The organism is Testudinibacter aquarius (assembly GCF_004342725.1).
Taxonomy (GTDB): Bacteria; Pseudomonadota; Gammaproteobacteria; order Enterobacterales; family Pasteurellaceae; genus Chelonobacter; species Chelonobacter aquarius.
On sequence record NZ_SMCP01000003.1, the window covers coordinates 185,301 to 208,427 of the forward strand.

At 42.6% G+C, this 23,127-nt stretch carries 22 protein-coding genes; 7 read left to right on the forward strand and 15 right to left on the reverse strand.

Annotated elements, in window-relative coordinates; translation table 11 throughout:
- Positions 1-8 precede the first annotated feature (8 nt).
- From EDC16_RS04360 to EDC16_RS04385, 6 genes are read right to left on the reverse strand one after another with little or no spacing between them, the layout of a single operon-like run.
- Positions 9-650, reverse strand: a complete 642-nt coding sequence (locus EDC16_RS04360; protein WP_132965983.1) for an L-fuculose-phosphate aldolase — start codon at positions 648-650, stop codon at positions 9-11.
- Positions 643-1,758, reverse strand: coding sequence for an S-methyl-5-thioribose-1-phosphate isomerase (gene mtnA, locus EDC16_RS04365; protein WP_132965794.1), 1,116 nt, complete (start codon positions 1,756-1,758; stop codon positions 643-645). The genes EDC16_RS04360 and mtnA overlap by 8 nt, the downstream gene beginning before the upstream one ends.
- Positions 1,748-3,037 carry an S-methyl-5-thioribose kinase gene (gene mtnK, locus EDC16_RS04370; RefSeq protein ID WP_132965796.1) on the reverse strand — a complete coding sequence of 430 codons (1,290 nt, stop codon included), beginning with the start codon at positions 3,035-3,037 and terminating at the stop codon, positions 1,748-1,750. Before mtnK ends, mtnA begins: the two co-directional genes overlap by 11 nt.
- Positions 3,038-3,056: 19 nt before the next feature.
- Positions 3,057-4,085 carry a substrate-binding domain-containing protein gene (locus EDC16_RS04375; RefSeq protein ID WP_132965798.1) on the reverse strand — a complete coding sequence of 343 codons (1,029 nt, stop codon included), beginning with the start codon at positions 4,083-4,085 and terminating at the stop codon, positions 3,057-3,059.
- A gap of 24 nt (positions 4,086-4,109) precedes the next feature.
- Positions 4,110-5,096 (reverse strand): ABC transporter permease, encoded by a 987-nt coding sequence (locus tag EDC16_RS04380; RefSeq protein WP_132965800.1) that lies wholly within the window; start codon positions 5,094-5,096, stop codon positions 4,110-4,112.
- Positions 5,097-5,123: 27 nt separating this feature from the next.
- Positions 5,124-6,623 (reverse strand): sugar ABC transporter ATP-binding protein, encoded by a 1,500-nt coding sequence (locus EDC16_RS04385; RefSeq protein WP_132965802.1) that lies wholly within the window; start codon positions 6,621-6,623, stop codon positions 5,124-5,126.
- A gap of 284 nt (positions 6,624-6,907) precedes the next feature.
- Here EDC16_RS04385 and EDC16_RS04390 point away from each other — a divergent pair, with 284 nt between their 5' ends.
- Entirely contained in the window at positions 6,908-7,876 is a 969-nt protein-coding gene (locus EDC16_RS04390; protein ID WP_198362748.1) for a sugar-binding transcriptional regulator, read from the forward strand.
- A 186-nt stretch (positions 7,877-8,062) separates the two neighbouring features.
- On the opposite strand, the gene waaF is transcribed toward EDC16_RS04390, so the two are convergent.
- Together waaF and rfaD are read right to left on the reverse strand one after the other, a co-directional pair.
- A complete protein-coding gene (waaF, locus tag EDC16_RS04395) occupies positions 8,063-9,103 on the reverse strand; it encodes a lipopolysaccharide heptosyltransferase II (protein WP_132965804.1) in 1,041 nt (346 codons plus the stop codon).
- Positions 9,104-9,131: 28 nt separating this feature from the next.
- Entirely contained in the window at positions 9,132-10,058 is a 927-nt protein-coding gene (gene rfaD, locus EDC16_RS04400) for an ADP-glyceromanno-heptose 6-epimerase (RefSeq protein WP_132965806.1), read from the reverse strand.
- A 249-nt stretch (positions 10,059-10,307) separates the two neighbouring features.
- On the opposite strand from rfaD, the gene EDC16_RS04405 reads away from it, so the two are divergent.
- The gene (locus EDC16_RS04405) at positions 10,308-11,645 is read left to right on the forward strand and encodes an FAD-dependent oxidoreductase (protein ID WP_165894190.1); all 1,338 of its coding nucleotides are present in this window, start codon (positions 10,308-10,310) and stop codon (positions 11,643-11,645) included.
- Between the two features lie 104 nt (positions 11,646-11,749).
- Here the strand turns inward: EDC16_RS04405 and hemN are convergent, their stop codons facing one another.
- The 4 genes from hemN to EDC16_RS04425 all read right to left on the reverse strand — a co-directional run bounded on the left by hemN (position 11,750) and on the right by EDC16_RS04425 (position 15,711).
- Positions 11,750-13,117: an oxygen-independent coproporphyrinogen III oxidase gene (gene hemN / locus EDC16_RS04410; protein ID WP_132965808.1), complete on the reverse strand. Its 1,368-nt coding sequence runs from the start codon at positions 13,115-13,117 to the stop codon at positions 11,750-11,752.
- On the reverse strand, positions 13,104-13,568 hold the full coding sequence (locus EDC16_RS04415) for a DUF2489 domain-containing protein (RefSeq protein WP_132965810.1): 465 nt from the start codon (positions 13,566-13,568) through the stop codon (positions 13,104-13,106). The genes hemN and EDC16_RS04415 overlap by 14 nt, the downstream gene beginning before the upstream one ends.
- Positions 13,569-13,585: 17 nt before the next feature.
- Positions 13,586-14,173, reverse strand: coding sequence for a Der GTPase-activating protein YihI (gene yihI, locus EDC16_RS04420; RefSeq protein ID WP_132965812.1), 588 nt, complete (start codon positions 14,171-14,173; stop codon positions 13,586-13,588).
- A 188-nt stretch (positions 14,174-14,361) separates the two neighbouring features.
- Positions 14,362-15,711 (reverse strand): GntP family permease, encoded by a 1,350-nt coding sequence (locus tag EDC16_RS04425; protein ID WP_132965814.1) that lies wholly within the window; start codon positions 15,709-15,711, stop codon positions 14,362-14,364.
- Between the two features lie 307 nt (positions 15,712-16,018).
- Between EDC16_RS04425 and EDC16_RS04430 the strand changes: the two genes are divergently transcribed.
- Positions 16,019-16,540, forward strand: a complete 522-nt coding sequence (locus tag EDC16_RS04430) for a gluconokinase (RefSeq protein WP_132965816.1) — start codon at positions 16,019-16,021, stop codon at positions 16,538-16,540.
- 84 nt (positions 16,541-16,624) lie between these two features.
- Here EDC16_RS04430 and EDC16_RS04435 read toward each other — a convergent pair whose 3' ends face one another.
- Both EDC16_RS04435 and EDC16_RS04440 read right to left on the reverse strand, forming a co-directional pair.
- On the reverse strand, positions 16,625-17,506 hold the full coding sequence (locus EDC16_RS04435) for a pirin family protein (protein WP_132965818.1): 882 nt from the start codon (positions 17,504-17,506) through the stop codon (positions 16,625-16,627).
- Between the two features lie 21 nt (positions 17,507-17,527).
- Entirely contained in the window at positions 17,528-17,761 is a 234-nt protein-coding gene (locus tag EDC16_RS04440) for a DUF896 domain-containing protein (RefSeq protein WP_132965820.1), read from the reverse strand.
- Positions 17,762-17,863: 102 nt separating this feature from the next.
- On the opposite strand from EDC16_RS04440, the gene EDC16_RS04445 reads away from it, so the two are divergent.
- On the forward strand, positions 17,864-18,739 hold the full coding sequence (locus EDC16_RS04445; protein ID WP_132965822.1) for a LysR family transcriptional regulator: 876 nt from the start codon (positions 17,864-17,866) through the stop codon (positions 18,737-18,739).
- Between the two features lie 167 nt (positions 18,740-18,906).
- On the opposite strand, the gene EDC16_RS04450 is transcribed toward EDC16_RS04445, so the two are convergent.
- Positions 18,907-19,461, reverse strand: coding sequence for a tetratricopeptide repeat protein (locus EDC16_RS04450; RefSeq protein ID WP_132965824.1), 555 nt, complete (start codon positions 19,459-19,461; stop codon positions 18,907-18,909).
- Positions 19,462-19,861: 400 nt separating this feature from the next.
- Between EDC16_RS04450 and EDC16_RS04455 the strand changes: the two genes are divergently transcribed.
- The 3 genes from EDC16_RS04455 to EDC16_RS04465 are packed head-to-tail and all read left to right on the forward strand — an operon-like array spanning position 19,862 to position 22,899.
- A complete protein-coding gene (locus EDC16_RS04455; protein ID WP_132965826.1) occupies positions 19,862-20,878 on the forward strand; it encodes a YeeE/YedE family protein in 1,017 nt (338 codons plus the stop codon).
- Positions 20,879-20,902: 24 nt separating this feature from the next.
- On the forward strand, positions 20,903-22,294 hold the full coding sequence (locus EDC16_RS04460; RefSeq protein ID WP_132965828.1) for a rhodanese-like domain-containing protein: 1,392 nt from the start codon (positions 20,903-20,905) through the stop codon (positions 22,292-22,294).
- Positions 22,295-22,353: 59 nt separating this feature from the next.
- Positions 22,354-22,899 carry a DUF924 family protein gene (locus EDC16_RS04465; protein ID WP_132965830.1) on the forward strand — a complete coding sequence of 182 codons (546 nt, stop codon included), beginning with the start codon at positions 22,354-22,356 and terminating at the stop codon, positions 22,897-22,899.
- The last annotated feature ends 228 nt before the right edge of the window (positions 22,900-23,127 follow it).

Sequence of the window (23,127 nt, forward strand, 5' to 3'; positions counted from 1 at the left end):
GTAATCTTTTAACATTTAAGTCCATAAGATTTAAATTTGTCTAGCACCACTAACATTTCTTTATGTGAAAGAGTCGGCACATTATTTGTAATGTTTAATAGTATTGCATATTGTTTTGCTAATACCTCGACTTCATTTGCCAGCCATAGTGCTTTATCCAACGTTTCTTCCATACATACCACGCCATGGTGTTGTAATAAAATGGCTTTAGACAACTGAATACCTTTAGCTACAATCGCTGATAATTCCAAACTACCAAAAGTTGCATAAGGAAGACAAGGAATTGAATCACGCCCGCTTACAGCAACCATATAATGAATAGCCGGTATATCTTTATTTAGAATTGAAATAGCAGTGGAATACAAAGCATGATTATGAATAACTGCATTTAACTCTCGTCTGACTTCATAGCAAGCTAAATGAAAATGCCACTCACTCGATGGCTTTTTCCCTTCCTCGCTATAGCCATTATTATCAACAAATACTATTTGCTCTGGAGTTAAAACATCACAAGGAACACCACTCGGAGTAATTAACATTCCATTATTAAATCGGCAACTGATATTGCCAGATGTTCCTTGATTAAGCCCTAATCGATTCATCTCCCGATATATAAAGATTATTTTTTCTGCTAAATTTACTCTATCCATCATGAACCGCCTTCAGTTTCTTACCTGCTGTAAGTTGATTCAAACCTCTTTCTGATGCTTCATAAATACCATATTCTGTGATTAATCCGCCAGTGATTAATTCAGCCGGTGTAACATCAAATGCATAATTACCGCATTCTGTTCCTTTAGGTACAGTATTAACCCAACTCAGTTCATTATTTTTATCTATACCATAAACATGGGATTGCTCCTCTCCAGAACGCTCCTCAATCGGTATTTCTTTAATGCCGTTGTGGACGGTAAAATCAATTGATGGCGAAGGAAGAGCAACATAAAATGGAACATTATTATCCTTAGCCGCCAATGCTTTTAAATACGTCCCTATTTTATTACAAACATCTCCTCTGGCAGTTGTTCTATCCGTACCGACAATGCATAAATCAACCAACCCATGTTGCATTAAATGCCCACCAATATTATCTGCAATAAGCGTATGTGGTACGCCGTGAGCCCCTAGTTCAAATGCGGTCAATCCGCCTTGATTACGTGGACGCGTTTCATCGACCCAGACATGTACATTAATACCAGCCTCATGAGCCATATAGATAGGTGATAATGCAGTTCCCCAATCTACCGTTGCTAGCCAGCCCGCATTACAATGGGTCAAAATATTAATAATAGATTTATCTTGTTTCTTTTCTAAGATTCTTTCAATTTCTTTGAGTCCGTAACTGCCAATTACTTGACAAATTTCGACATCTTCATTGGCAATAATCTCAGCTAAAGCATAGGCTTTATTAACTCTCTGATCTTTTGGGATAACTTTTAAATTTGCAACACATCTATCTAATGCCCATTTCAAATTAATGGCTGTTGGTCGAGTATTCAATAGTAGCTTATACGATTTATCTATATTCCTATCAGAATAATCTGTATGCATTGCTATTGCCATTCCATATGCTGCCGTTACCCCTATCAATGGTGCTCCTCTCACATTCATATTTTTAATTGCATTTGCAACTTCTTCTATGGTAGATAATCTTAATATTTCGAATTTAAACGGTAGTTTTGTCTGATCAATAATCTCTATACTTCGCCCATCATTAGACAACCAAATCGTTCTATAATATTTACCATTAATTTTCATATTTAACCTCCCCATTAGAACTTCTGATATAATCAGAAACATCATAAATAGTATTAAATTTACTAGCATTTAACATTAGGTAACACCCAATATTTAAAGCATGGTGGCAACAATAAGCTCTCTCATTTTCATCGGAGATTGTTTTCAAATCAGCTACACCGGCAAACCCTATTACTCTTCTATTAATTTCCATCCCTGCATTTACTAGTGTATCAATAAAAACATTTCTAAAAAAATCATATTGAAGCTCTATAATTAGAGATTTTTTCATCGTTTTTTGTTGATAAATCTCATTTGGGTAGGCATCTCCTTCCTGTTTAGCATTCCATAATTGAGTAAATTCACTGACAAACTTATCCCATGTATCATTTATTTGTTCTAAAATCCACGTCTGATAATCTTTTAACTGATTTTTATTTTTAATATGAGCAGGTTGAGATGTATAAGACATAATAAGATTTCCAATATAATTACCAATATCAAAAGCCATTGGTCCCATAAAACCAAATTCCGGATCAATAATAATTGTTTTATCTTTAGTCACCATTATAGACCCCGTATGCAAATCCCCATGCAATAAAGCTTGTGCTTCCGTCATAAATTTATACTTATACTTCATTGCAATTCTTATCAATTCTTTATTTGACCAAATATGATATATATGTTCGTCTAATAAAGGTGTCGACCAATTATTTCTCTCTGCATCATAATACGGTTCAGTAAAAATCAGATCTTCAGTAATTTTACATAACTCATGATTCAATGAGAATTTAGAAGTAAGTTCTTTCTTATCTTTAGCATTTAGCCCTATATCTGATGTGAAAAATAAATTTCTTGCCAAAAAAGTTCCAATATCATTAGCTAGACTATCGAATTTCTTACCTTTTATCATTTCTTTCCTCAAAACAATATGTGGAGAAATATATTCCATTGCAAAAGTAGCCATAGATTCATCATAAAAATAAACATCAGGAACTAAACTTCTCCCGACATTTTCATATTCAAGTTTAAGTGTGTTATATTCAAAAAAAGCTCTTTGCAGCGATAATGCCCAGCTCTCTCCAGCCGCTCTTACATAGGGAATTGCCTGCTTGACAACTATAGTGGATTGAGAACCAGAAACAATAAACACAAGATTAATATTGCCATCACCTACTTCATCAACCTTCCAAGAACTAGGCTCACCACCCAGTATAATTTCTTTTGGTAATTTAGTTGATAAATATGCCGGTAATGAATCACTATTTAAAACACGATATGTAGACGGTATATAACTCATATGACAATCCTTCTAAAAATTAATTACTTGAAATCATCCAATCTTCTAATAAAACATCGGAAGATTTGAATTCAGGAATTTTTTCTATTAACTCATTAATATTTTTAATATTACTTTTATTAAGTATTTCCTGTGTAATTAATACTGGTGGTACTGTAACTTGAGCTTCTACAAATTCACCTTTCAAAAGTTTAGCTAAAGCGCGAACACTAACCTCCCCCATAATCGCCGGATTAGTTGCAACAGTTGCAACCCACGCACTATTTGGCTCTCTCATTGCTTGAATATCTGAATTAGAAATATCGGCGCTATATATTCTCACTTTGTTACCTAAGCCTGCTTCATCGACCGCAATCTTGATTCCTTTAGCAAATTCATCATATGGTGAAAAAGCAACTGTAATATCAGGGTTTGCTCTAAATACTGCGGCGGCTTGATCTGCAACTTGGTTAGGAATAGGATTATTCATTGTTCCAAATCGAGCAATCTCTTTAATATTCGGGTATTTTTCTTTAAATTTTGCAAAGACTTCATCACGACGATCTAGCGGTGGAATACCTGGAACATACACATAAGCAACTTTCCAACTATCTCCATTATCTTTAACCGCCTGAGATAAAGATAATCTTGCTATTTCATGGTCATCTTGATTAATTTGTGGAATATTCGGATTTTCAGCATTGACATCAAATGCAACAACCTTTATCCCATTTTTCACAGCTATTTCCGCTAAATCCTTTAGAGAATCGGTAAACCCATGCTGTAAAATAATGCCGTCATATCCTTTCATGATGACTTGCTCTAATTGGTTTCTCTGTAATGCCGCATCTTGCCGAGCATCATAGACATCAAGCTTCATACCTAAACTCTGGCTTTGCTTTTTAACACCATTTAAATACTGTTCTGGAAAGTCTCCTTGCGATAAATATCGAACATGGGCAATTTTAAATTTCTGATTCTGAAAATCAGATAATTCACTTGCTATCACCGTATTCAAACTGCCCATAGCAAATGCCGAAAAAACTAAACCAGATAATAACTTTTTCATATTGAACTCCTTTTTAAATTAAACTTAATTGTTTACTTTTTTAGACAACCCAAATGTAAACATCAACGCGAGAACCAACACAGCACCTTTAATAAAATCTTGTGTATAATAAGGCGTATTCATCATTGTTAATCCATTTAATAAAACCCCCACAAATAATGCACCTACGGCTGCCCCTAAAGCATTTGGACGAGCAGCACCTAATACTGCATATCCAATTAACGCGCCTGCTACACCATCCATCAATAATGAGCTTCCGGAACTAACATCACCGCGCCCTATTCTGGCAGCCAACAAAATACCACTTATAGAAGCATAAACTCCCGATAAAACGTAAGCCACATAACGATAAAAATGAACTTTAGCGCCAGCTAATCTAGCCGCTTGCTCATTAGAGCCAATTGCATACATCATTCTTCCATGCCGAGTTTTCTCTAAAAATAGATATGTAATAACAGCAAGGAATAACATAATCACGACCGGGACAGGAATAAGATCAAATATTCTTGCTCGACCTAAAAATAAGAATAGCTCCGAAAATACACCATCTGCACTAGTTCCATCTGCTAAGCTCATTCCGGTAGAAATAGAGCGACCTTGTGTTGGAATAAGCTGTAATCCCAATAATAGAAACATCATGCCTAATGTTGTCAATAAATCTGGAATTTTCATTTTTATGATTAAAAATGCATTAATTAACCCTACAATAATTCCAATGGAGATCGAAACGATCATAGCCGTAGTAGCGCCAGCATCTAATACGACCATTACATAACTCGATGCCATCATAGAAAAAGCAGCCGTAGACCCCACTGATAAATCAAATCCGTTTATTGCCAATGTCGCTGTAATTCCCAAAGCTAATATTGCAACAATAGAAACCGATTGAAGAATAATCATCATATTTAATGTACTCATAAACATAGGTTCTATTGCTGTGAATAATATAAGCATAATAAATAATAAAATTATTAGACCATATTTAATACTAAAACTTCTTACTTTTTCCATAAACCGCTCCTAAATTCACATATAAACTCAGTGATGAATATCTGATGCTATTTGCTCTATAATTAGAGACATATTGATATTATTAATATAATGCACTCCGATTAGATTATTATTGTTAAATACAATAATTCTATCTGCAATTTCCAAAGCTTCTTCTATATCTGTACATACTGCAATTGTGGTTCTTAAATGAGCTGTATCCCTTAAGAGTTTTCCTATTTCTCTTCTGGAACCAATATCAACTCCTTGAAAAGGCTCATTTAGTAAAAATACTTTACTTTCATGAATCATCCATCTGGCCATCATAACTTTTTGTTGGTTACCACCAGATAAATTTAGCAATAAATCTTGTTGATCTTCATATTTAACTTTTGTCTGCTTAAGAATGTCCCTAACATTATTCCTTTCTTTTTTTCGATTTAAAAATCCTAATTTATTTGAAAAATTTCTTAGAAAAGGTAGCGTAACATTATGTTCAATTGAAAAATCTGGAATAACTGCATTATTCCCTCTCTCTTCCTGAAGCATAAAGACACCTTTATCAATAGAATCTTTTGGACTATTAGGCTTCCAAATATTTCCTTCCAAAAAGATACTTCCTGCATATACTGTATCTATACCAAATAATGATTCAATTACTGTTCCACACCCTGAGGATAATAATCCTGTCAATGCAACAATTTCCCCTCTTTTGAAACAAATATTAAATGGCTCAGAATTCCCTCTTAATTGATAATTTTTAAGTTCCAAAATAGTCTCTTGCCCCTCACAATAAGTATGTTTGATATCTGCTACAGTATGACCAAGCATGGAATCCACTGCTTTTGAATAATCTAATGGCTGTTCAAAATTGCCAACAATACATCCCTCTCTTAGCGTTGCTATCCGATCTGCTAAAGTTCTAATATCTGACATACGGTGCGAAATATAAATAATGGCAACCCCTTCATGCTTCATGCGCTTAATTGCCTCAAATAACTTAACTGTTTCAGAATCTGATAAACTTGATGTCGGCTCATCTAAAATAAGCAGTTTAGGTTTTTTTGTTAATGCTCTAGCAATTGCCACTAATTGTTTATCGGCTTGGGATAGCTCGGCTACCTGCATATCCATCGGTAAATCTAATCCGACATAAGCTGCAATAGCCTGTGCTTCAGACTGTAATTTTTTGCTGTTAATAAATGTTTCAGAACCTGCTAGACACAACTTATCTAATAATAAATTTTCAGCGACTGTTAAACCCTGCACTACACCATCATTAATGATTTGATGAACAGTCAAAATACCCTCTCTAATCGCTTCATTCGGTGAGTGTATCCGGCATGGTTGACCATTTATCTTAATAACACCCGCATCTGCCTTATAAACTCCACTCAAAATTTTTACCAGTGTTGATTTTCCTGCCCCATTAGCTCCCATTAATGCTAAAACCGTTCCCCCTGCTATAGTTAAAGAAACATCATGTAAAACAGTATGTTCACCAAATTTTTTCTTGATCCCTTCTATCTCAATCCTATTCTCAGACATACCTCACCTCAAACTTACATTTGTTAACTAAGTATATTCTTTTGATAAGATACATTGTTACTATTGATAACTCAATGTGTACTTTTGTATAATTTGTGATCTAGGTAACAAATTTAACAATTTGTATAATCACAATAAAAAGGGAAGGTATGACTAAATTTTTTGTCTCAGACAAATTGAGACCGGCTGAAATTGCAATATCTTTAAGGTATAAAAGTAGTTAACAACAAGAATTATAGATAGAATAGGGTACATACCTACCTATCAAGTAAATGGAAGAAGAAATGACGGCCTACAAGAAAACGCTTAAAATCGATCCTATACTAAATGCCGCATGGCTGTACTACCAAGAAGGAATGAACCAATCCGACGTTGCGGATAAAATGAATGTATCTCGTTTAACTATCAATAAATACTTACTACAAGCTAGAGAGAGAGGAATTATTAAGATAGAACTTAATTTTGATGATTACCTGAATGATTATTCTGCAATTAATATCAAAAATAAATTTAAGTTAAATAATGTATTAATTGTTCCCGATGTTCATTCCTCTATCATGCCATCTAAGGAGTTCCGTCAACACATGGCTAATGCTGGAGCTGCCTATTTATCTGATATTATAGAAGATAATGACTTTTTAGGTGTTGCTTGGGGCAGAACTATACATATGCTAGGAAACTATATTGCTCCCAAAAGACTGAATAATGTCAATGTAATACAGATGCTCGGTTCAATTTTGCCGCAGCCTGATTTCACAACAATAGAATCATCAACTAAAATTGCTCAAAAATTATCCGCAAAATGCGTATCATTACACGTTCCTGCCATCGTTTCCAATCCTCAATTAGCAACAGAATTAATGAGTGAACCAGTTATTCAACATAGTTTTTCTTTATTAGAAAAATGCAATAAAGCCTTAATTGTCGTTGGGAATACCCAGGATTCGAATCCATTAATCAGCAGTGGTGTATTATCTAAAAAAGAGATGGAAATTTTTAGAGATCTCGGAGCTGTTGGTGTTTTATGTGGTAGATTTTATGACATAAACGGACAAGCAATTAAATATGAGAATGTAGATAACCGCTTACTTGGCATTAGTTTAGAAAAATTACAAAAAATAGAAACTAAAATATTTTTAAGTGCCGGCCCATCAAATTTTGATGCGCTGATTGGTGCTATTAAAGGAAATTTCATTACAGATTTAATCATTGATGAAGATACTGCAAAATTACTGATAAATTACTCCCTTTAATTAAATTATTCCCTAATATCAATAAGCTATAATAATTAGATTAGTATTAGGGAGTTTTATCTTTAGTTACAAATTCACCATTTCTACTCCAGCAGCATACATTGCGCATCGCTCAATATCAGTAAAGTGTGCAAAAGCTAACCCATTGATGGGTTTTGATCAGGCAAATTTTCATGCTATTTCCTATTAACTCAAAAGTGCGGTCAATTTCCCCACCACCAATTCCGGTTGAATATCAATCAAACTTTGGTGATAGCCTTCGGTGCTGTCGTTGCCTTTGCGTACTTTGATTAAACCGCCGTCGATTAAGCGGATAATTTCCACCTTGTCGCTGAGTGGTGGGGTGTATTGCGGGCTGGTCGGGCCGTAGAGTGCGACCAGTGGGCGTTGCAAGGCGGCGGCGATGTGCATTAAGCCAGAGTCGTTGCTGACCACGGCGGTGCAGCAGGAAATCAGGTCAATCGCTTCTTCCAACTGGGTTTGTCCGGCAAGGTTGATGCAATAACGCTGCAGTGCAGTCGGCAGGCTGTTGCGGATCTGTTCGGCGACGGCATCATCTTTGCCGGAGCCGAAAATATGGATTTGGTAGCCCTGTGCGATCAGCAATTCTGCTAGTTTGGCGTAATGGTAATGCGGCCAGCGTTTTGCCGGACCAAATTCCGCCCCCGGACAAAAACCGATAATCGGGCGATGTTCGGCAAGTGCGGTCTGCTGCTCAAATTTTGCCTTAGTTTTAGCAATCTGTGCGCTGTCCACTTGCAAATAAGGATAAGGAATCGGCAATTGGTCTGCCGTCGGAACCGCACTTTTGTCAAAAGCAAGTGCGGTATAACGCTGCACCATTAACGGATAATCCTGTTTGTTGTTGCGCAAGTCATTCAACAGAAAATAGCGGCTTTCGCCTTTCCAACCACGTCGTTGCGCAATCTTGGCAAACAATGGAATAAACGCCGATTTAAGCGAATTAGGCAGGATAATCGCCTGATCATATCGATTGCGCAGTGATTTGCCCAAACGGTAACGCTCGCCTAGGGCAAAACTGCCGTGTCCGATCGGCATCGCAATCGCTTGATTCACTTCCGGCATTCTCGCCAACAGCGGGCGGCACCAATTGGGCGCCATCACATCAATCACGCAGTCGGGATCACGCTGTTTCAACACTTGATACAAGCTGTGCGACATCATCATATCGCCGACCCAAGACGGGCCAATGACCAAAATTCTCATTGCGAGTTTTCCAATTCTGTTTTATTCGTTACTTTTTGTTTAACCACGCCATATATTCCGCCACCCCTTCGGCAACGGTTTTGAACGGTTTGTCATAACCGGTGGCACGCAGATTGGCCAAATCCGCTTGAGTATATTCCTGATAGCGGCTTTTCAGGTGATCCGGGAACGGAATGGTTTCAATCTGTCCGGTTTGGTGGAATGCCAGCACCGCTTTGGCGACGGCTTCAAACGATTCCGCCTTGCCGGTGCCACAGTTATAAATGCCGGAAACACCGTTCTGCCAGCACCAGATATTCACTTGTGCTACATCGCCGACATACACAAAATCACGGCGGAAATGCTCACTGCCGGCAAACAATTTCGGATTTTCGCCTTTCAAAATTTGATTATTCAGATGAAACGCCACACTCGCCATGCTGCCTTTGTGGTTTTCGCGTGGGCCGTACACATTGAAATAACGGAAGCCGCACACCGGCGATTCCGCTTCCGGCAGGATCTCGCGCACATATTGGTCGAACAGGAATTTGGAATAGCCGTACACATTCAACGGGCCTTCAAATTGGCGCGCTTCTTTGAATTCGGTTTTGTCGCCGTAGGTCGCGGCAGAAGATGCATATAAAAATGGAATACGGCGATCCAAGCAGTAATGCAACAGCTCTTTGGAATATTCATAGTTGTTGCTCATCACATATTTGCCGTTCCACTCGGTAGTGGCGGAACACGCCCCTTCGTGAAACACCGCCTCAATCTCGCCAAATTCATCGCCGGCGATAATCGAGCCGATAAAATCTTCTTTATCGCAGTAATCGGCAATATCCAAATCCACCAAATTGGCGAATTTGGTGCCGTCGGTTAAATTGTCGACCACCAAAATATCTTTACGCCCGATTGCGTTTAATGCCTTGATAATGTTACTGCCGATAAACCCTGCGCCGCCTGTTACGATAATCATATTCCCCTGCCTTTTGCGATGTTTTACATGAATTCGGTCTATTGTAATAGAAATTAAAAGGTGATTACAGTGAAACCATTTTTATTAGGAAAGAATCTGCTTATAATGGTGCTTGAAAAATGTACAGGAAATAAGATTTTTTCGGTAAATAATGAGCATAATAGAGACTTGTTATCGTCCTAATTCATCTATTATTAAAATTACTATTTTTATGCGAAATAATCTCGTTTAATACTTAAGGATCGAATTATGCAACAATTGAACACTCAAAATCTCATCATCGGCTTTGGCAAAGCCGGAAAAACCCTAGCTGCTGACCTGGCAAAACACGGACAGCAAGTGATTCTGGCTGAGGCCAGTGAGCAAATGTATGGCGGAACCTGCATCAACATCGGCTGCATTCCATCTAAAAAGCTATTGGTTGAAGGTGAACAAAATGCAGCTATCGCTGATAAAAATCATGTTTTTCAACAGGCTATGCAAGCGAAAAATAGTCTGGTCACCAAATTACGCGCAGCGAATTTTAGCAAACTCGATGCGCTGGACAACGTGCAAATCATCACTGCCAAAGCACGTTTTGAAGATCAAAATACGGTGCTCCTCAGTGGACGTGACGGCGAATTCCGTGTCACTGCCGAGCGTATTTTTATCAATACCGGGAGCCTGCCCGTTGAACTGAATATTCCCGGCGCAGACGGAAAACAGATCTATAACAGCACCGGGATTTTATCTTTGAATACTCACCCGAAACGTTTAGTGATTATCGGTTGTGGTTATATCTCGCTGGAATTTGCTTTTATGTATCACCAATTCGGTGCTAAGGTAACGATTATTGACAGTGGAAATACGTTCCTGCCACGGGAAGATCGTGATATTGCCGATGAAATGACGCGCGTGTTGCAAGCTCGAGGTGTTGACATTATCTTGGGTGCTGATGTGAAACGCTTTGAACAACATTCAAACAAAACTCAAGTCATCACTTCTCAAGGTACTTTCAGTGCAGATGCCGTTTTGCTTGCGGTTGGTCGCCGTCCAAACACTGACGGGCTGGCGTTGGAAAATGCCGGGATTGGGCTGACAGAACGTGGATTTATCAAAATCAACTCACAGCTGCAAGCAGCGCCGCATATTTGGGCAATGGGCGATGTAGCCGGCAGTCCGCAGTTTACCTATATTTCCCTTGATGACTACCGTATTGTACGCGAACAGTTATTAGGCGAAGGAAAACGCAATACCCAAGATCGACCGCACTTTCCAACCACCGTGTTCACCGAACCACCACTGGCACAAATTGGTATGACAGAGAGCCAAGCTGCTAAGAGCGGAAGACCTTATCGTGTTGCCACCCTGCGTGCAGAGGCAATTCCAAAGGCTAAAATATTAAATCAAACCGATGGCTTATTAAAAGCGATTATTGATAGCGACAATAATCAAATTTTGGGTGTTACCCTATTTTGTGCGGAAGCCCATGAAATCATCAACCTATTCAAAATGGCAATGGATCATCACATTCCGGCTGATTACCTGAAAAATCAGATTTTTACTCATCCAACTATTTCCGAAGGATTAAATGACTTATTTGCCTGACCGCACTTTGATCTTAAAAATCTTACGGTTATCTTAGGGGCTGCTTTATCCCTATCAAAGATAAAAATGGGCTAATATCCCTATTAGCCCACCAATAATAACGATTAAATAATCCTTGAAAACTGCTGGCGTTTAGCCAGCTGGCGTGAGTAAGTGTCGAAGCACAAACAGATATTGCGGATCAGTAACCGCCCTTTGGCAGAAACGGTTAGGGCGGTATCACCGAGAGTGAGCAGGCCGTCTTCTGCCAATGGTTTTAACAGTGCCAAATCTTCGGCAAAATGGGTTTTGAAATCAATGCCATATTGCTGTTCCAATGGCGCATAATCTAATTTGAAATTGCAAATTAGTGCTTTGATCACATCACGGCGCAAGCAATCTTCTTGGCTCATGACGAAACCTTTGTGCAGCGCATTGCCGTGATCTTCCACATCTGCATAATACTGCTTCAACTCTTTTTGGTTTTGAGCATAGTGATCGCCCATTAAGCTGATGGCAGACACGCCCAAACCGAGCAAATCAGCTTCTTCTTGGGTGGTGTAACCTTGGAAATTGCGGTGCAGCACACCGTTTTGCTGTGCAATCGCCAGTTCATCGTCCGGTTTGGCAAAGTGATCCATGCCGATAAAACGGTAGCCTGCACCGGTCAGGGTTTCGATGGTTTTTTGCAAAATCGTCAACTTGCTGGTCGGCGGCGGCAACGTCGCATCTTTGATTTTATGCTGTCCGGCAAAACGAGACGGCAAATGTGCGTAGTTAAACACGCTCATGCGATCCGGATTCAGCTCACTGACCCGTTGCAAAGTTGCCATAAAGCTCTCCACCGTTTGGAACGGCAGACCGTAGATCAAATCAATATTAGTCGAAGTGAACCCCAATTCACGGGCTTTTTCCATCAGTGAAAAAATAAATGCTTCATCTTGAATCCGGTTGATTGCCGTCTGCACGTCTTTATTAAAATCCTGAATCCCCATGCTGATGCGGTTGAAACCGATGTGACGCAGATGATCGAGCATCGACAGCTCGATTTCACGTGGATCCATCTCAATGCTGATTTCCGCAGCCGGATCAACCCGGAAATGATCACGCAGCATTTGCATTAAACGCGCAGATTGCTGTTCGCTTAAATAGGTCGGGGTGCCACCACCCCAATGTATTTGAGTGACGTTGCGCTGGGTAAACAATTTAGCGCGCTGCTGTACCTCTTTTTCCAGATAATCCAAATAGATATCCGCTTTGTGCTGATGACGGGTAATAATTTTGTTACAGGCGCAAAAATAGCAGAGCTTGTGGCAGAACGGAATATGCACATACAACGACAGCGGGCGATCAGGATAGCGTTGGCTGGCTTGCAAAAAATCCTGCTCGGTATAGTCGTCGCTAAACTCAAGTGCGGTCGGATAAGAAGTGTAGCGTGGCCCGGATTGGTTATATTTCTGGATTAGATTGAGATCCCATTCAATTTCTGACATTATTTTTCCTGTTATTTATTTCAATATCACTCAACAATTGGCGCAATTCCAATTTGATTTTTTGTTCGAGTTCGGCTTCGGCGCTTTCACGGGTTAAATCCAAACGCATCCGCTGATTTTTCGGCAAAGCACGACGCGCCTCATGAGTCGGCATCTCCATCACCGTCTGATAAAGCTGCTGCATCGCACTGTATTTGTCCAAAGCCTGCGGTTGCAACCCCGGCAATAGCGCATTTAGGCGCAAAACCCCTTCGGATAAATTACAATCATCGTTTAACATTGCTTTGGCGATAATTTGCACGCTGTCAAAGGTAAAATCATGCCGTTTTTGTCGTGCGGCGGCGATTTTTTGTTTTTGACGGCGCAATGCCAGCAACAGCCATGTCGCATAACTTGCCAATCCCACCACAATCACAACGGCGACAAGGCTTAAAACAATCGTCCAGTTCATCCGTTAAAACTCACTCATTAACGAAACTTATTGATATCAATCGTATTAAAAGTGCGGTATAGCGCATCTTCACTATTTTCATCTTCGTCTTCTTCATTCAGCCCCAGCTCTTGCATCAGCTGTTCAATCCGGCGCAAGCAGTCGTCGACAAATTGCTGATCTTCGGCAGAAAGGGTTTTGCCAGCATCCAATTGATCCAACAATTCATTCAAACATTCGTTGTTTTCCAACTGTTCCAGTTCTAACATCGGGTCAATTTTCTTGATTTCCGTTGGTTCAGGTTTGATCGGGGTGATCACTTTGCCTTTCTCCGGTTTATTCACCATTTCGATCATCAACGGAATTTTTTTGCGGCTGCCGACGCGTGGATCAGCCTTGACCACACTTTGCTTATTGCTGTTTTTATCGGCAGCACTATGACGAGAACCGGCATCAAGCCCTTTGTGTTTCTTCTTACGCTTTTCTTCTCGTGCCTGCACGTCCAGTTCATAACGGGTCGGTTTGCGGCCTTTTTTGCTTTTGACATTTGCCATCGGCGGCGCTTTGTCGGTTCTGCGCACCGGCATAACATCGCTGATTTTGCGGGTTTTCTTTTGGCGAGCCATAATTTTCTCTTAGATTGGCGAATAATTTAAGCCAGGATTGTATCATTCAACACGATTTTTCACACGGAATTAAAGCGAATAAATGCAGAAATTGTCGCGAACTATTGATTGGAGAAAAAGACGTAAAACCGCACTTGACCTGCCGAAAACAGCGGAAAAGTGCGGTTGGTTGTCACAGTGTGGTGAGGTTACAATAAAATACTGCCGATACAAGCGATGGTAAAGCCGACAAAGCCGATTAAGGTTTCCATCACTGTCCATGTTTTCAAGGTGGTTTTGGTGTCCATCTCCAAGAAACGGCTGACCAACCAGAAACCGGAGTCGTTAACATGCGAGAATGCCGTCGCGCCGGAAGCAATCGCGATCACGATAAAACAGAGATCGAATGCGCTTAAGCCGGTGGTCGCCGCCACAGTCGGCGCAATCAATGCGGAAGCGGTGGTCAGAGCAACGGTTGCCGAACCTTGTGCCACACGCAATGCCAGCGAGATGATAAATGCCGCCACAATCACCGGCATCCCGGTATCCGACAACATGCCAGCCAAGACATCGCCGATGCCACTGGCGCGCAATACGCCGCCGAACATGCCGCCTGCGCCGGTCACCAAAATAATCGCACAAATCGGACCCAGTGCATTGTCACAAATTTTCTCGATTTGCTCATAGCTGCGCTGTCCTTTTAACATCACAATCGCACACAGCAGGGTGATTAATAAAGCGATCGGCGTTTTGCCGAAGAAACGCAAGGTTTGCACCCACATTTCTGAACCGTCCACCACTTTTGACACACTTAAGGTGTTCAATACGGTATCCAACATGATTAACAGCAACGGTAACAACAAAATGCTCAATACTTTGCGGAAACTTGGCGGATTTTGCGTGACGGTTTCACTGATGGCATTGGCATTTAAGAACGCTTTCGGCAGATCCAAATGCATTTTTTTGCCCAAAAATGTCCCGTACAAATAGGCCGCAATATACCAAGTCGGGATCGCACACACCAAACCAACAATCACTAACAGACCAATATTCGCCCCCAGTAAGTCACCGGACGCAACCGGGCCTGGATGCGGCGGCAGAAATGCGTGCATCACCGCAAATGCCCCGGCAGCCGGAAATGCATAGCGGAACAGCGAGCCGCCAAACTGTTTTGCCACGCTGAAGATAATCGGCAACATTACCACCAAACCGGCATCGAAGAAGATCGGAAAGCCGAACAACAATGAGGCGATACCCAACGCAAGCGGCGCTCTTTTCTCACCGAATTTATTGATCAACGTGTCTGCCAACACTTTGGCACCCCCGGTGATCTCCAATAAGCGCCCGATCATCGCCCCTAAACCAACCAACAATGCAACCGATGCCAGAGTGCTGCCGAAACCGCCGAGCAGTGTCGGCAGAATTTTATCCACCGGAATTCCCGTGGCAACGGCAGTCAGCAAACTGACTATCAACAGTGCGACAAAGGCGTGAACTTTGAATTTGATGATCATCACCAGCAACAACAAAATGGCGACCAGCAAGGTTAAAATTAACATAGTAAGATCCTTTTAAAAGTGCGGTTAAACTGCCGCTAACATCCTGCCATCCAAGAAGCAGATGGCCCCTCTGCTCAATAACGTTACCGATAACATACTTTTTATTATTTTAGCGGTAAAGGGATATTTGTGATGAAAATGTAAAATTGAGATCTAGCTCAAATAATCTAGGAGATAAAGGTATAGTCAAGTTTATTGTTATCAATAAATTCGTGATCAAGATCACTATATTAATTGTTATCGGTAACTATTTTTCCTATTTTAGGCTATGTTACTACCTAAATCGTAGCCGTTTCAGGAGAACACAATGACATCGACAAAAGGAAAAAGTTTTATTCTAATGGGGGTTTCCAGCACCGGCAAAACCTCTGTCGGCACCGCACTTGCTCATCGGCTGGGGATCAAGTTGATCGACGGTGATGATTTACACCCACGTGCCAATATCCTCAAAATGGGATCAGGACAACCGTTAAATGATGATGATCGCGCCCCTTGGTTAGAACGCATTCGCGATGCGGCGTTTAGTTTGGAGCAGAAAAGCGAAATCGGGATTATCGTCTGTTCTGCGTTGAAAAGGCAGTATCGTGATCTCATCCGCGACGGCAATCAGCATATCAAGTTCTTGTTTTTGGAAGGAGATTTCGAGTTGGTGTTAGCCAGAATGAAACAGCGTAAAGGGCATTATATGAAAGTGGATATGCTGAAAAGTCAGTTTGATACGTTGGAAGTGCCGCAACAAGACGAACCTGACGTGCTGCATATTGATATTGACGGCTCGTTTGAGGAAGTGGTGGAACGCTGTATCACTGCATTAAAACCGCACTTATAGCATTAACAACACAAAAGTGCGGTTCGAGATCGCTCCCCAACCGCACTTCTACTTTTTAGTACAACTTTTTACTACCGGTTCATGCTACAGCGCACCAAATTCACCACGATTAAACGCATTGAATTTTTCGACCAACTCGGCACGGGTGTTCATCACAAACGGGCCGTGCGCCGCAATCGGTTCATCAATCGGCACACCGCTGAGCAGCAGCAGTTTGACGGCTTCATCACCAGCTTGCAAACTGATTTCGCCGGCTTCTTGCTTGAAAGTCACCAACTCGGTCGGGCGAGCTACTTTATCGTTGTTAATCAACGCATTGCCACGCAACGCCACTAACATCAGATTGTGTTCCGCCGGAATTGTCAGCACAGTTTTTCCGTTTGGATTGAGGTCAATTTCCCACATATTCAACTCGGTAAACGTGTGCGCTGCGCCTTTGTTACCGTCGTAGTTCCCTGCGATCACCCGCAAACTGCCGGCACTCTTTGTCGACTCAGAATCCGCCAACTCACACACCGGAATCTTGGCCGCCGGAATGCTTTGATAACCCGCAGCAGCATTTTTATCTTTCGCCGGCAGATTGACCCACAATTGCACCATCTCAAACACACCACCCTCACGGCTGAAGCGCTCACTATGAAACTCTTGATGCACAATGCCCCGACCTGCGGTCATCCATTGCACATCGCCGGTGCCGATCACTCCGCCATTACCGGCGCTGTCACGGTGTTCCACTTCCCCTTGCAGCGCAATAGTCACGGTTTCAAAGCCGGCATGCGGATGTGAACCGACGCCGCGTGGATTAGCCTCATTTGGCGCAAACCGTTGTGGCATGGCATAATCCAACATCAAAAACGGGCTGGTAAATTTGTCGTCCGCCATATGTGAAAACAGCGGAGAAACATAAAAGCCATCGCCAACCCAGTGTTTGCTCGGGGCTGAATAAATTTTGTTAATAGTACGCATCGTGTTTTCCTTTGTTATTCATTAATTTGTCATCATACCACTGCGTTGCGCTTGGCGCAGTTTCAGCGGTGTTACGTCATTGCCGAGCGGATCGACCACCGTCACGCTGGCAAGTGAATTATTGACTTGTCCGCGAATCGCCATGAGATAGCGTTGTCTCAAGCGATCACGCTCATTTAATTCCTCCACTGAAAGTGCGGTCAGCTTGGCTTTACGCGCCAGTTCATTAATTCGGTTCAGTTCAGGAATACGCATATTGTCCTCCTTCTGTTATCCAGATTGCTGAATTGATGGGTGCAGTTTATAATCGTTGCGAAATGTGAACAAGATACAAAAATCAAACTTAAGGTTGCATAAATGGAACGAATTGATCTGAATGATATGCGCTTCTTTGTCGCGACGGTGCAAGCAGGCAGTTTGAGCCGTGCAGCAGAGCAACTGAATCTGCCCAAATCCCGTTTAAGCCGCCGTTTGACCGAATTGGAAACCGCACTGGGTAGTAAACTGCTGGATCGCGGGCGCAACGGCGTGCGTTTAAATGAACTCGGCGAACCGTTTTACCGCCATGCGATCATGATGTTGGAATGCGCCGACAATGCGGTCAACAGCGTGGCACAAAGCCTGAGTACACCACGCGGATTGCTGCGCATATCGCTGTCGAGCGAAGTGTTGCGCCACTGTATCACACCGCACTTGGGGCAATATCTCCGCCGCTATCCTGAGGTGTCGTTGGATATTCATATGGAAAATCGCCGAATCAATATGATTCAAGATGGGATTGATATTGCACTGCGCGTCGGCTCGCCCGAACAAGAGGATTTGGTCGCGAAGAAGGTGGGCGAGATGACATTAGGACTGTACGCCTCTGCCGACTATCTGCGCCAAAACGGCACGCCGCAGACCCCGGATAAATTGGCACAACATACTTTGCTGCATAAGAGTGACGGACGTGAATGGCTATTCCATCAACACGGAAAAAGTGAAAAAATTAGCGCCAGCAAACGAGTCAATGCCAACGATGCCGGACTGTTGGCTGAGTTGGTGAACGACAATATCGGGATTGCGCTGCTGCCGGAAGTCGGTAGTTTGATCAATCCAAGCTGGATCAAGCTATTGCCCGATTGGACTCTCGACCCGGTGCCACTGTATGCGATTTATTACAAAAATCGGGGTTTTGTGCCAACCGTCAGAAGTTTTGTCGAGTTCGTAGCAGAATGCTTGTTGGTGACCTGAAAAGTATGATGGTGATCTGAAAAATATGCTGTTGAAAAACGCAAGAGGAATAAGGTAAAAAATAACCAGCATACTTTCCAGAACTACCGCATTTTTTAGGCCGCGTGAAGGCAGAAACCGCTGCGCTTGTTCTGCCCTGCAAAAATCTGCCTTACGTGTTAAAACCCTTAGAAATACTCGCGTAATGCTTCGGCAGCCTCCTCATCGCCCTGGGCGGCAGCCTGTTCGAAATAGGATTTGGCGCGGGCGTAGTCTTTTTTGATCCCTTTTCCGTTGTAATACATGGCCCCGAGACCAAATTGTGCTTTGGCAAATCCTTGTGCAGCGGCCTGTTCATAATAAGATTTGGCACGGGCGTAGTCTTTTTTGATTCCTAGTCCATTTTCATAGATGAACCCGAGATAGTTGTGTGCGTCGGCATTTCCCTGTGCAGCAGCCTGTTCGTAATAGAATTTGGCGCGCGCGTAGTCTGTTTTGCCCCCTAGTCCTTGTTGGTACATGTACCCGAGATTGTTTTGTGCCTCGTCATATCCTTGTTCAGCGGCTTGTTCATAATAGAATTTGGCGAGGTCGTAGTCGCCATTTCTTTGGGCAGAAAGACCTTGCTCTGTGATTTCCTCTGGCGTGGCGGCGGCTGCAGGCAGGGCGGCAAAGAACAGGCTAAGTGCGGTCATGAATATAGCGCACAGACGTGCGAATCGCTGTGGGGGGTTTAATAACATGCTATCTCCTTTGTGAAGTTGAGAGTAAATTACCTGTTGGCTCAATTTCCAATCGTCTGTTGGGTAATATAATACTACTGATAGCGCAAGTTTGTAACTTGTGCTGAAAAAATAATTACAATTCTTAGATTTTACTTATAAATCAAATAGAAAAAAGGTACAGATTGTAAACTTACGCCATCGGGCCGTCCGCCTAATCGCAACCCAATCACTGTGCAAATTTTTACATCCTCCCTTGCAACAACACCTTCACCAGTGAAATATGACCGGCATTGATACACACCGAATAAAATCTATTTGAACTAGGAATAAAACGGGGATTCAAAATTTCCCCTCGCCTTAACAAAAATTTTATGCTGTAATAATTCCCTCTCTTTCTCATAGTATTAAGGTTTAATCTATGACTCTCAGTGGCTTATTTCTTGGGCTGATTTTCGGCTTTGTGTTACAGCGTGGGCGCTTTTGCCTGACGTCTGCTTTTCGTGATTTGCCTGCGGCAAAAATCCACCCTTTTCTAATTGTTGTGTTGATTGCAGTCAGTTTGCAGTCGATTGCACTGTTTTCATTACAAAGTGTTGGTGTTTTGACGCTGCCTAGCGACAGTTTGCCGCTGTTGGCAACGTTGATCGGTGGGCTGCTGTTTGGTGTCGGTATGACATTTTCGGGGTGTTGCGCCACCGGTGGCTGGTATCGCAGTGGTGAAGGCAAGATTAATAACTGGTTCACCGTGCTGATTTTTGCGTTGACGATGGCAGCCGCGCAGGGAGGCGTGCTGAAAGCCTGGTTTAGACCGCTGCTGGCAGATCCGCCGGAGTATGGCAATATCGACCAAACCTTAAATATTTCACCTTGGATTTTGGTTGCGCTGTTGGTCGCCGCCACCGCACTTGTGAGTTACCGCTGGCTAAAAAGCTCAACCTCTCTACCCAAAACAACCACAAAGTGCGGTTCAAACTCCTTTTTATTAAAACCCTATCGTAATCCAATACTACTCGGCGCTTTGCTTGGCGCAATCGGTATCGCCGCTTGGCTGCTGAGTGCGCCAACCGGACGCAATTTTGGTTTGGGGATCAGCGTGCCATCTGCCAATCTGATTCAATATCTGGTCACCGGGCAAAGCCGTTACCTAAATTGGGGAACCTATCTGGTGATCGGCATTCCGCTTGGCGCATTGCTGACAGCAAAACTCAGTGGCGAGTTGTGCCTGCGTTCGCCAGCACCCGCTCAATTAGCAAAAAGTGCGGTCGGCGGCTTCTTGATGGGCATTGGTGCTGCACTGTCCGGTGGCTGCACCATTGCCAACACCTTAGTCGCAACCGCCTATTTCTCTTGGCAAGGCTGGTTGGCAACCTTGATGATGATCATCGGTGTCTGGCTGACTTCACGTTTTTTCAGCAAACTTCATTGTTCCGCATAATCCGTATAAATTGGAGATAACCTAATGAAACTATGGCAAAAAACTACACTTACCCTCGCCGTCGGCTTAGCCATGACCGCTTGCGATAACCAAACTGTCACCACGATTGACACCGCTGAGCTGCTAAAAAATCTGGATAATCCTGAATATGTGATTATCGACAGCCGTCACGACAGTCTGTATAACGGCTTCAAAAGCCCAAATGCGATTCGCGGTGGACACATCATGGGTGCAATCCAATTCAGCACCACTTGGTTGGACAATATTTCGGCTGACCGATTTGAGGCATTTGCCGCCGATAAAGGGATCAGCAAAGATAAAACCCTGGTGTTTTATGACGATAATCTCGATGATTTAGAGCGAATCAGCGCCGAATTTGCGGCAAAAGGCTACAAAGTGCGGGTATTTAACGAGTTTATCAATTACGCCAATGTTGAGAGCAACCCGTTGCAGATATTTCCGAATTATGCTTGGAGTGTGTCACCGCAGTGGCTGAATGCGGTGATGAACGGCGAAAAAGCGGAGAGTTTTAATAATGATCCGAGCAACCTGATGGTATTTGAAGTGTCGTGGGGTCCATTAGAAAAAGCCAACAGCTATGCCCAACATATTGCCGGCGCTTACCATTTTGATACCGATTGGGTCGAAAATGCACCCGTGTGGAATCTGTCCGATCCGGCGTTGATTGAACAGAATTTGATTAAAAACGGTATCGATAAAGATAAAACCGTCGTGCTGTACTCCGACAACCAACTGGCGGCATTGCGGATTTTTTGGGCGTTGAAATGGGCTGGGGTGCAAGACGTGCGCTATTTGAATGGCGGCTTGTATATGTGGAAAGATCTGGGTTATCCGACTGAAACCAAAGTGAACATTCCTCAGCCGGTTGCCGCTTTCGGTGCAACCATTCCGCAAAATCCGCAATACACTATTTCGATGCCGCAGCAAGCCATCGACGAAATGAAGAAGTACCAATTAAAACTGGTCAGCATTCGTTCGTGGGACGAATATACCGGCAAAGTCAGCGGTTATGACTACATTCCGGGCAAGGGCGAACCACAAGGCGCTATTTGGGGCTTTGCCGGCACCGACTCCTCTAATGTAGCGGATTATTACGATCCGGACGGCACCTTGCGCAATCCTTATGAAATTTTTAATTTATGGCAAGGGCAAGGCATTCGGCGCGGCGATCACCTGGCATTTTACTGCGGCACCGGCTGGCGCGCCGGCGTACCGTGGTTTATCACCCAACTCACCGGCTGGACCAATACGGTAATCTATGACGGCGGTTGGAATGCCTGGCAAATGGATTCGGTTTTCCCGGTGCAAAAAGGTGCACCAAACAATATCAGCAAACCCAATCCGAAAAATGATTTCGGCAAACTGCACAAAGCCGGAGCATCTTGTAAGAGCTGATAGCATAAGCCAAGTGCGGTTGCTACAATAGGGAACCGATAAATATAGGAGTAAACATCATGGCACAACAAATACAACAGGTCTTAGATTTCTGGTTTGATCAAAAAAACCAGCCGTATTGGTTTGCGAAAAGTGAGGAATTTGATCAGCAAATCAGGCTCAAGTTTAGTGAATTATGGCAAGCAGTGGTCAATAATCAATGTTTGCTCTGGCGTGACTCCATTTATGGGCGTTTAGCGGAAATCATCGTGCTGGATCAATTTTCGCGTAATTTGCATCGCGATAGCCCACTCGCCTTTGCGCAAGATGAGCGAGCGTTGCAATTAGCACGGGAAAGCGTGCAATTGGCGGCTTATGCCGAGTTAAATCTGCAGCAACGTCAATTTTTACTGCTGCCCTATATGCACAGTGAATCTCAAGCTGTGCAGGCGGAAGGGCTGCCACTGTTTGCAGCGCTGAATAATCCGCTGGTATTGGATTTTGCCGAGCAACATAAGGTAATAATCGATCGCTTCGGACGCTTTCCCCACCGCAATTTCGTTTTAAACAGAGAAAGCAGTGCGGAAGAGCAGGCGTTTTTGCAGCAACCGGGTTCGTCATTTTAAGCTTCCAAATGTTAAACTTCCAACTTACTCAGCAGCACGCTTTAAAACAGCGCTCAGCTTTTCAAAACGTGCTGCCAAGCTTGGTAAGGACGAAGATAGCCATATCACATGTTTTTAATTCAGATCTCAACAGCTCCTAATAATGAAGAAAACAGTGATTGGTTTCAAAAAACAATAATAATCAGATTTGCGAGCAACGTTTTTTTTGCTAATTTTTAATAATTATTT

Coding starts and splice junctions, on each gene's coding strand:
- EDC16_RS04440 (WP_132965820.1), bottom strand. CDS start 17,761: ATGCGTATTCCTGAACTGAACCGAATTAATGAACTGGCGCGTAAAGCC.
- EDC16_RS04460 (WP_132965828.1), top strand. CDS start 20,903: ATGAAACTATGGCAAAAAACTACACTTACCCTCGCCGTCGGCTTAGCC.
- EDC16_RS04375 (WP_132965798.1), bottom strand. CDS start 4,085: ATGAAAAAGTTATTATCTGGTTTAGTTTTTTCGGCATTTGCTATGGGC.
- EDC16_RS04380 (WP_132965800.1), bottom strand. CDS start 5,096: ATGGAAAAAGTAAGAAGTTTTAGTATTAAATATGGTCTAATAATTTTA.
- hemN (WP_132965808.1), bottom strand. CDS start 13,117: ATGTCAGAAATTGAATGGGATCTCAATCTAATCCAGAAATATAACCAA.
- EDC16_RS04445 (WP_132965822.1), top strand. CDS start 17,864: ATGGAACGAATTGATCTGAATGATATGCGCTTCTTTGTCGCGACGGTG.
- EDC16_RS04465 (WP_132965830.1), top strand. CDS start 22,354: ATGGCACAACAAATACAACAGGTCTTAGATTTCTGGTTTGATCAAAAA.
- EDC16_RS04425 (WP_132965814.1), bottom strand. CDS start 15,711: ATGTTAATTTTAACCTTGCTGGTCGCCATTTTGTTGTTGCTGGTGATG.
- rfaD (WP_132965806.1), bottom strand. CDS start 10,058: ATGATTATCGTAACAGGCGGCGCAGGGTTTATCGGCAGTAACATTATC.
- EDC16_RS04405 (WP_165894190.1), top strand. CDS start 10,308: ATGCAACAATTGAACACTCAAAATCTCATCATCGGCTTTGGCAAAGCC.
- yihI (WP_132965812.1), bottom strand. CDS start 14,173: ATGGCTCGCCAAAAGAAAACCCGCAAAATCAGCGATGTTATGCCGGTG.
- EDC16_RS04430 (WP_132965816.1), top strand. CDS start 16,019: ATGACATCGACAAAAGGAAAAAGTTTTATTCTAATGGGGGTTTCCAGC.
- EDC16_RS04435 (WP_132965818.1), bottom strand. CDS start 17,506: ATGCGTACTATTAACAAAATTTATTCAGCCCCGAGCAAACACTGGGTT.
- EDC16_RS04390 (WP_198362748.1), top strand. CDS start 6,908: ATGACGGCCTACAAGAAAACGCTTAAAATCGATCCTATACTAAATGCC.
- mtnK (WP_132965796.1), bottom strand. CDS start 3,037: ATGAGTTATATACCGTCTACATATCGTGTTTTAAATAGTGATTCATTA.
- EDC16_RS04415 (WP_132965810.1), bottom strand. CDS start 13,568: ATGAACTGGACGATTGTTTTAAGCCTTGTCGCCGTTGTGATTGTGGTG.
- EDC16_RS04455 (WP_132965826.1), top strand. CDS start 19,862: ATGACTCTCAGTGGCTTATTTCTTGGGCTGATTTTCGGCTTTGTGTTA.
- mtnA (WP_132965794.1), bottom strand. CDS start 1,758: ATGAAAATTAATGGTAAATATTATAGAACGATTTGGTTGTCTAATGAT.
- EDC16_RS04385 (WP_132965802.1), bottom strand. CDS start 6,623: ATGTCTGAGAATAGGATTGAGATAGAAGGGATCAAGAAAAAATTTGGT.
- waaF (WP_132965804.1), bottom strand. CDS start 9,103: ATGAGAATTTTGGTCATTGGCCCGTCTTGGGTCGGCGATATGATGATG.
- EDC16_RS04450 (WP_132965824.1), bottom strand. CDS start 19,461: ATGTTATTAAACCCCCCACAGCGATTCGCACGTCTGTGCGCTATATTC.
- EDC16_RS04360 (WP_132965983.1), bottom strand. CDS start 650: ATGGATAGAGTAAATTTAGCAGAAAAAATAATCTTTATATATCGGGAG.